Origin of the sequence: Sphingomonas sp. (assembly GCF_036387595.1) — a bacterium.
Lineage (GTDB): Bacteria > Pseudomonadota > Alphaproteobacteria > Sphingomonadales > Sphingomonadaceae > Sphingomonas.
On the sequence record NZ_DASVTL010000074.1, the window covers coordinates 183,022 to 191,108 of the forward strand.

7 protein-coding genes and 1 rRNA gene are annotated in these 8,087 nt (G+C 67.8%); 6 read left to right on the top strand and 2 right to left on the bottom strand.

Features of this window, described 5'->3' with window-relative positions; translation table 11 throughout:
- The 4 genes from prmC to VF643_RS07710 all read left to right on the top strand — a co-directional run bounded on the left by prmC (position 1) and on the right by VF643_RS07710 (position 5,196).
- Positions 1-807, top strand: a complete 807-nt coding sequence (gene prmC / locus VF643_RS07695; RefSeq protein WP_331042780.1) for a peptide chain release factor N(5)-glutamine methyltransferase — start codon at positions 1-3, stop codon at positions 805-807.
- 253 nt (positions 808-1,060) lie between these two features.
- On the top strand, positions 1,061-2,170 hold the full coding sequence (locus tag VF643_RS07700; RefSeq protein ID WP_331042781.1) for a DUF4167 domain-containing protein: 1,110 nt from the start codon (positions 1,061-1,063) through the stop codon (positions 2,168-2,170).
- A gap of 164 nt (positions 2,171-2,334) precedes the next feature.
- A complete protein-coding gene (locus VF643_RS07705; protein WP_331042782.1) occupies positions 2,335-3,687 on the top strand; it encodes a DUF4139 domain-containing protein in 1,353 nt (450 codons plus the stop codon).
- A 3-nt stretch (positions 3,688-3,690) separates the two neighbouring features.
- Positions 3,691-5,196 carry a hypothetical protein gene (locus VF643_RS07710; protein ID WP_331042783.1) on the top strand — a complete coding sequence of 502 codons (1,506 nt, stop codon included), beginning with the start codon at positions 3,691-3,693 and terminating at the stop codon, positions 5,194-5,196.
- Positions 5,197-5,226: 30 nt separating this feature from the next.
- On the opposite strand, the gene VF643_RS07715 is transcribed toward VF643_RS07710, so the two are convergent.
- On the bottom strand, positions 5,227-5,532 hold the full coding sequence (locus tag VF643_RS07715) for a hypothetical protein (protein ID WP_331042784.1): 306 nt from the start codon (positions 5,530-5,532) through the stop codon (positions 5,227-5,229).
- 68 nt (positions 5,533-5,600) lie between these two features.
- Between VF643_RS07715 and VF643_RS07720 the strand changes: the two genes are divergently transcribed.
- Complete coding sequence (locus VF643_RS07720) at positions 5,601-6,041, top strand: CBS domain-containing protein (protein WP_331042785.1); 441 nt, start codon at positions 5,601-5,603, stop codon at positions 6,039-6,041.
- Here the strand turns inward: VF643_RS07720 and VF643_RS07725 are convergent.
- The gene (locus VF643_RS07725; protein WP_331042786.1) at positions 6,038-7,522 is read right to left on the bottom strand and encodes a lipopolysaccharide biosynthesis protein; all 1,485 of its coding nucleotides are present in this window, start codon (positions 7,520-7,522) and stop codon (positions 6,038-6,040) included. The two genes, VF643_RS07720 and VF643_RS07725, sit on opposite strands and share 4 nt — an antisense overlap.
- Before the next feature lie 433 nt (positions 7,523-7,955).
- On the opposite strand from VF643_RS07725, the gene VF643_RS07730 reads away from it, so the two are divergent.
- Positions 7,956-8,087 (top strand): 16S ribosomal RNA (locus tag VF643_RS07730); the annotation flags it as partial.

Sequence of the window (8,087 nt, forward strand, 5' to 3'; positions counted from 1 at the left end):
ATGACTGCTCGTCACGCGCTCGCCGAAGCTGCCGCGCGTTTAGCCTTTTCCGCCACCGCGCGGCTCGATGCCGAACTGCTGATGGCGCATGCGCTCGGGATCGAGCGATCCGTGCTGCTTCTCGACGTCCACCGCGAAACGCCACCCGCCTTTGCCGCGCTGGTGGAGCGCCGCGTTGCGCATGAGCCGGTCGCCTACATCACCGGCAACCGCGGCTTCTGGACGATCGACCTTGCCGTCGGCCCCGGCGTGCTGGTGCCCCGCGCCGATAGCGAGACGCTGATCGAGGCGGCAATCGCACATTTCGGGGTGGGCGCGCCCGCGACGATCCTCGATCTAGGCACGGGATCGGGTGCGCTGTTGCTCGCCGCGCTCGACCAATGGCCCGAGGCGACCGGCGTCGGCGTGGACATGGCGGGGGCGGCGATCGAAATTGCGCGCGGGAACGCCGAGCGGCTGGGGATGAAGAACCGCGCGCGGATCGTGCGCGGCGGCTGGGGGGGTGTCGGGGGGCTGCACGATCTGATCCTGTGCAACCCGCCCTATATCGCGCTCGATGAGTCTCTGCCCGAGGAGGTGGCGCGCTACGAGCCTCCCTGCGCGTTGTTCGCGGGCGTGGACGGACTCGACGACTATCGCGCGATCGCGCCGCTCCTTCGCGCCCAGCTGGCACCCGGCGGTGCCGCGATCCTCGAGATCGGATCGACTCAGGCCGAAGCAGTCACGGCGCTGCTCGGCACGCAGGGCTTCGCGGTCACGCCGCGTCGCGATCTCGGCGGGCGCCCCCGTGCGCTGGTCGCGACTTGAACGCACGTAAACCAAATTGCGCATATTTTACTTGTAGGACGCTCTCACGGGCCGCTATGGGGCGTTCGGGGGCACGCGACATCGATAGCCGGCTGTTAATAGCCATCTGTTGGGCTAGCGCGCGCCGATCCGCATCCTTCGTCGTGACGCCGCTGCTGCCGCATGCCGCGAGCGACGCAGTTTGCACCGCGGAAACGGCAGAGAGACCGATCTCAGATTTCGGACCCAAAACCTTACGATTAGGACGAACAGCTTGATCAACAATCGGCAGGCCGGCCGCCGTCGCGGACGGGGCGGCAACAACAATGGCGGCGGTGGCAACGGTAACGGGCCTCGCACCAACCAGGGCCAGCGCGACAACGGCAACCGGATCGACAGCCGCGCGCGGGGCAACGCCAACCAATTGTATGAAAAGTACAAGAACCTGGCCTCCGACGCGCAGCGCCAGGGCGATCGGGTGAACACCGAATATTATCTGCAATTCGCCGATCACTATTTCCGCGTGCTGAGCGAGACGCGCAACCGTTTCGAGGAACAGAACCAGCAGCGCCGCCAGCAGAACGACGGTTATGAAGCGCAGGCCTTCACCGGCAGCTTCGATACCGGCTTCGACAGCCAGGACGATGAGTTCGGCGACGAGGGCGAGCCGATCCGTGCGGGCGAACAGGCGTTCGGTGAGGACCGTGGTGGGGACCGTGACGGCAATCGGGGCGGCGAACGCGACGGGAACCAGCGCGACGGGCAACGCGGTGAGGGGCAGCGCGACAGCCAGCGTGGCGATCGTCAGAACGGGCAGGCGCCGCAAACCCATGCTCAGAACGCCGGCCACAACGGCAGCCAGAACCCGGATCGTCCGCGCCGCGACGGCCGTGTGCAGCGCGACGGCAACCGCCAGCCCGATGACGCGCGTGAGGGCGGTGGCGAGCGTGGCCAGCGCGAGGCGCAGCCTCGCTACGAAGGCCAACGCGGCCAGCGGGAAGAGGCACCGCGGGATGGGGCTTCGCGCGATGCCGAACCGCGCCGTGCTCCGCGCGGTCCGCGCCGTGATCGCGAGGAGGCCGTGCCCGACGTCGCCGTCGGCCCGCAGACCGACACCCTGGTCGAAGCGCTGCCCGCGCCGATCGGCGCGTCGGTGAGCACGGATGCCGGTGCAGAGCCCGAGGCGCCGCGGCGCCGCGGTCGGCCCCGGCGCGAGCGGCCGGTCGACGACGAACCTGCCGCCTTTGACGCCGCGCTGTTGCCGCCGTCGCTCGGCATCGCGCCTGCCGCGACCACGGCAAGCGCGGACGAGAGTCCGGCCGAAGACAAGCCGCGCCGCCGCCGCATGCGCGCCGTCGTGGAGGCGCCGCCCGCTGCGGAGTGATCGGCCAACAGATCGACGAACAGGCCGGCCCGCTCCCCGCGGTGCCGGCCTTTTTCGTATGACTTGCCCGCGTCATGCGCCGGGGTTAGCGTGGCGCCACAAGGCGTAGCGGAGGGGCGAGGATGCGGGCGACGACGAGGATGGCGCTGGCGTCATCGATCCTGATGGCCGCGCTTCCGGCGATGCTCGCAGCGCAAGCCGCACCACCGCAAGCGCAGCTCCCCGGCCGCAGCGCGCAGGGGCAGGTGGCGGTGACCATCTACTCCACCGGCACCGCCTTGATCCAGGACACGCGGACGCTGAACCTGCCCGCGGGGGTGTCGCGGCAGGACTTTCCCGATGTCGCCGACACCATCCGTCCCGCCACCGTGCGGCTGGATGCGCAAGGCACCGAGGTGGTTGAGCAGAATTATGATTACGACCTGCTCTCCCCCCAGGCATTGATGGAGAAGGCGGTCGGCCAGACGATCACCCTGGTGCGCACCAACCCCGCGACCGGCGCCGAAACGCGCGAGACCGCGCGCGTGCTGGCGTCGAACGACGGCGTGGTGCTCCAGATCGGCGAGCGGATCGAGGTCTTGCGCGACGACGGCGTGCCGGTGCGCGTCGTCTTCGCCTCGCTGCCGCCCTCGTTGCGCGCCCGCCCGACCCTGTCGGTGACGCTCGACGCCAAGGCTGCGGGCGCCCGCCCGGTGACGCTCAGCTACCTGGCCAATGGTCTGGGCTGGTCGGCGGATTACGTCGCGCTGTTCGACGAGGCGAAGTCGACCCTGGACATGCAGGGTTGGGTGACGCTGAACAACAGCGGCAGCGTGCCGTTCGTCGATGCCGAGACGCTGCTGGTCGCCGATGGCGGCGGCCAGGGCGTGCCGATGAGACAGCCGGGCACGCAGACCGCGGGCCGGGCACGGCTCGGCGACCATTATCTCTATCCGATCGCGGGCCGCACCACGATCGCCGCGAACCAGCAGAAGCAGGTGAGCTTCCTTTCGGTCGATAATGTGCCCGCGACGCGCGGCTATGGCTATCGCAATCCGTGGCTGGGCAGCAGCGACACCGCGCAGGGCGCCTGGAGCCTGCTGACCTTTTCCAGCGCGCGCGAAGGCGGGCTGGGCGACGCGCTGCCCGCGGGGACGGTGCGCGTCTATATGCGCGATGCGCAGGGGCGGCCGCAGTTCGTCGGCGAGAACGCCATCGGCCACACGCCCATGGGATCGTCGGTGGAAATCGCGACCGGCGTGGCGTTCGACGTAAAGGTGCGGCCGACGGTCGAGACGCGCACCCGCAACGGCGATCGGTGGCGTACCGCGATGCGCTATATCCTGACCAACGCCTCGCCCGTGCCGGTGACGGTATCGCTGGTGCAGAGCGGGCTCGACAACGGCTTTACCGACACCCGGATCGTCGAGGAAAGCCAGAAATCGGAACGCCGGTCGTCGTCCGAAGCGGTGTGGCGGGTCGCTGTGCCCGCCAATGGCGAGGCGGTGGTGACCGCCAGCTTCGACACGCGGTACTGAGGCGTGCGCCTGCTGGCGCTCGTCCTGCTCGCCGCACCCGCGGGGCAGGCGCAGGAACCCTCCGTAACCTCCGCCATGCCGGAACGCGTCGCGCTCACGGTGTACCGTGCCCCGGATCGCTCGCCCGACGACGCCGTCGATCCGCAGGCCCGAGATCAGCAGGGCTATGCGCTGGTCACCGAAACCCGGACGGTGAATATCCCCGCCGGCCCGGCGACGCTCAGGTTCGAGGGCGTGGCGGGCAACATCTTCGCAGAGACCGCGATCCTCACCGGCTTGCCCGACGGGGTCGCCGAGCGAAACCTCGACGCCGATCTCCTCTCGCCGCGCACTCTGTACGACCGTGCGCTGGGCCGCAGGGTGATGATCCGGCGCACCGATCCCGCCACTGGCACGGTGCGCGAGGAGCAGGCGACGATCCGCTCCGGCGCGGGCGGCGCGGCGGTGCTGCAAGTGGCTGGCGGGATAGAAGCCTTGCGCTGTTCGGGGTTGCCCGAGACCATCGTCCAGACCGGCCTGCCGGACGGCCTGGTCGCGCGGCCGACACTGTCGATCCGCACGCGATCGGCGCGCGCTACGACCGCGACGGTGACGCTGTCGTATCTGGCGGGCGGGTTCGACTGGCAGGCGGATTATGTCCTGACGATGCGCGACGATGGACTCGCCGACCTGTTCGCCTGGGTGACGCTGGCATCGAGCGACGTCACCCCCTTCGCCGATGCCGCGACCTCGGTGATCGCGGGCAAGCCGAAGCGCGAAGAGCGCCGGGCGACAGACCTGGGGCAGGAGGATGGCACGCTGCGGCTGCGATGCTGGCCCACCAACGTCATCTATGGCCGCAGTCCGCCACCGCCGCCGCCACCGCCTCCTGCGCCTCCTGCGCCGCCTCGCGTATCGGCGGCTACCGAGATGGACATCGTGGTGACCGGCATGAAGCGCGTCGCCAGGCAGGAGGATCTGGGCGACCTGAAACTCTATCGCCTGCCCGAGGCGGTGACCGTCGCCGCACGCTCGCAGAAGCAGGTGGCGATGCTCATGCGTGAGGGCATTGCCTTCGACCCGGTCTATGTCGGTGCGGTCGATGGCGACGATGCCGGCCAACCGCGCCTGACCCTGCGCACCCGCAATGTCGCCCCGCGCGGACTTGGTCTGCCGCTGCCCGCGGGACGCGTGGCGGTGTTCGAAGAGGGCGCGCGACGGCTGCTGCTCGGCGAGAGCAGCCTGGAGGACCGGGCGGTCGGCGAAGATGTCGAGATCACCATCGGTCCAGCCTCGGCGGTCACCACCACCGCCGAACTGCTGACCCGGACCAAGCGCGAAGCGCGCTACCGCCTGACGGTCACCAACGCCCTGCCGCGCACCATCGTCTATGAAGCGCGCATCGCCGTCGCGGACGGCGCGCGCATGGCAACCCGCGCCCGGCTCGGTCACCATGGGGACGTGCGAACGTGGGCGGTTACGGTTCCGGCAAACGGGCGGGTCACGCTCGCCTATGCGATTCGCGAATAGCGTCCGGTCGCTTTCCCGAACGCGGCCGACTCAATCCAGCCGATCGACGTCCTCGTCGTGGCCGGTTCCCGAACTGAGGAACACCAGTCCCATCAGCGCGGCGGCCATCATCACCGATCCACCGACGCCGCCGATGATCCCCAGCATGGTGACGATGTGAAGCGGCCCCTGAATTCGAGTCATCACCACGATCGTCAGCAGGACGCAGATCGCCGCCGCCAGCGTCATCCATGACATCAGCTCGCGAAAACGACGCCACGCAAAGCGGGCATAGGCCGGATCGCCCAGGCCCCGCGGCGCATCTGGCGGCGTCTGCTGCGGATTATGCTCGTCCATGCTTCCCCTTGGCCGCGGAAGGTGCTTTTCTCAAGCCAAGCAAATATGCACGATAGGGGAGAAGAGCGATGACGATCGGCGCGATCCTGAAGGACAAGGGCGGCGAAGTGGTGTCGCTCGCCTCGACGGCCACGGTGCGCGAAGCGGTGGCGCTGCTGGCCGAACGACGGATCGGCGCGGTGCCCGTGGTGGACGGAGAGGGCGAGGCACGCGCGGTGGCGGGAATCTTCTCCGAACGCGATGTCACCTATTGCCTGGCACGCGAAGGCGCCGCGGCGCTCGATCGGCTGCTTTCGGAGGTGATGACCTCGCCGGTGCAGACCGTCACCTCGGCCGAACCGGTGATCGGCGCGCTGTCGCTGATGACCAAGCGGCGAATCCGCCATCTGCCGGTGTGCGATGGCGGCCGAATCGTCGGGTTCGTTTCGATCGGTGATCTGGTGAAGCACCGAATCGACCGGATCGAAGCCGATGCCGCAGCGATGCGCGATTATATCCAGCAGGCTTAGGATTTGGCGCGGACGGCGCTTGCGATCTCGCGCAGCAGCGGTCGGGCGAAGACGCTGAGCCACGCACCGTATATCGCCGCACCCGTCGCGACGAGCATCGCCAGGCGGATCGGCGCCGATGGCCAGGCGATCTGTCGGTCGAGAAGCGTGACGGCAACCGCCATCGCGACGCTTCCCAGCAACGGCGGCGCCACGGCCTTCGCCACATCGCTCGACCGCGCGCCGATCACCGGCAGCGACCGCCAGAGGCTGATGCCTAGGTACAGCGGATAGGCCGCAATCCATGCGCTTGCGAGTCCGGTCGGCCCCCATCGTACCCCGAGCAGGAAGGCCAGCCCCAGGATCGCCGCCCCGGTCGCACCATTCGCGACCCCGATCCCCGGGCGTCCACGCGCATCGCAGGCTGGCGCCAACAGTACCTGCAGCGTCATGAACGGCATTGCCAGCGCGAGCAGCCGGACGATCGGCGCCACGCCTGCCCATTTGGCGCCGAGTATCGTGAGCACCAGCGGCTCGGCGACCACCGCGAGACCGAGATAGAAGGGCAGCGCCGCGGTCATCACGATCCGCATGCCCTTCAGGAAGGCAGCCGCCAGTGCGGACGGATCGTGCTGAAGCCGCGAATAGGCGGAGAAGGCGACCTCGTTGAGCGGTGGGACGATCTTGGCCACGAAGATCTGCGCCAGGAAAAGCGCGGTCGTATAGAGGCCGAGCTGGTGTGCGCCGAACATGCGCCCGGCGATGAACACGTCGGCCTGGCTCTGCAGAAACCAGAACATCTGTGCGCCCACCATGACCCCGCCGTAGCGCGCCAGGGTGCCTGCGCCGCGAAAGTCGAACACCGGCCAGACCAGCGCGCCGACCGCCCGTGTCATCACTGCGCCGCGTACCGCAAAGAGCACCAGCGGCGCGAGCACCAGCGTCCACACCCCCATGCCGGCCAGCGCGCCGCCGAGCGCCGCGGCGGCAGCAGCGATGGAAGCGGCGACGTTGGCCTTAGCCTGGCGCCGGAAATCCATCGCCCGGCTGAGGAGCGCATAGGGCAGCGCGATGAAGGGTGTCGTCAGATAGAGCAGGGCCTGGACGCGCAGCAAGTCGGCGACCAGCGGCTGCCCGTAGTAATGCGCGGCAAACGGGGCGAGCGAGAACTGCACGGCGGCCAAAGCGCCGTTGAGCAGGATCAGCATGCCGAAGAGCTGGCGCACCTGGCGCTCGCTGACCTCCGGCGCGCGGACCAGTCCGCTGGCGAGACCATAGCCGTTGAGCATGTTGAGGAAGGTCAGCACCACCTGCGTCATTGCGAACAGCCCGTAATCGGCGGGGCTGAGGACACGGATGACCAGGAAGGTGGCGGCCCATTGCACCAGTTGGGCGACGATCTGGCTGCCCGACCGCCACAGAATCGCGCTGCGAACCCTCCCGGCGAGCGAATCACTGCTTACTTTTTCGTCGTGATTCGCGATTCGCGCGGTGTCGAGCATCGCCGGCGCTATAGGCGCAGGCCCTTCACAAGGCGTGAAGGCGCGGTTTTCTGAGGTTTTCGGCAAAAAGTGCCACAAATCTGCAAAAAGTGTTTGACGGTGTTGGATACCCCGCCTAGAGGGGTGTCACCGCAGCGATGAACCAAACGGTTCGCTTCTGACGGTCATCAAATCTCCGATGCCAGACCGGCCCACCAAAAAGGGGCTGCGTCGAAGCGTCGGTGCTTTGCGCTCTTTGACATTGTTGGTCAAGATGAAGGGACATGTGGGCGGCGGCTCCGGGTTCTGGCGGCTTCAAGGCGTCGGATACTCGGTTAAAGCTAAGTCGCTCTTACATGTCCTTCACGTATCCATACGTAATAGATATTGTGCAGAGCGGCTCCTTGAGATGAGCGGCTTGATCAGGGAATTCCACCTCGATCTTGTCGTACATAAACTTGAGAGTTTGATCATGGCTCAGAATGAACGCTGGCGGCATGCCTAACACATGCAAGTCGAACGAAGGCTTCGGCCTTAGTGGCGCACGGGTGCGTAACGCGTGGGAATCTGCCCCTTGGTTCGGAAT

Coding starts and splice junctions, on each gene's coding strand:
- prmC (WP_331042780.1), top strand. CDS start 1: ATGACTGCTCGTCACGCGCTCGCCGAAGCTGCCGCGCGTTTAGCCTTT.
- VF643_RS07705 (WP_331042782.1), top strand. CDS start 2,335: ATGGCCGCGCTTCCGGCGATGCTCGCAGCGCAAGCCGCACCACCGCAA.
- VF643_RS07715 (WP_331042784.1), bottom strand. CDS start 5,532: ATGGACGAGCATAATCCGCAGCAGACGCCGCCAGATGCGCCGCGGGGC.
- VF643_RS07720 (WP_331042785.1), top strand. CDS start 5,601: ATGACGATCGGCGCGATCCTGAAGGACAAGGGCGGCGAAGTGGTGTCG.
- VF643_RS07725 (WP_331042786.1), bottom strand. CDS start 7,522: ATGCTCGACACCGCGCGAATCGCGAATCACGACGAAAAAGTAAGCAGT.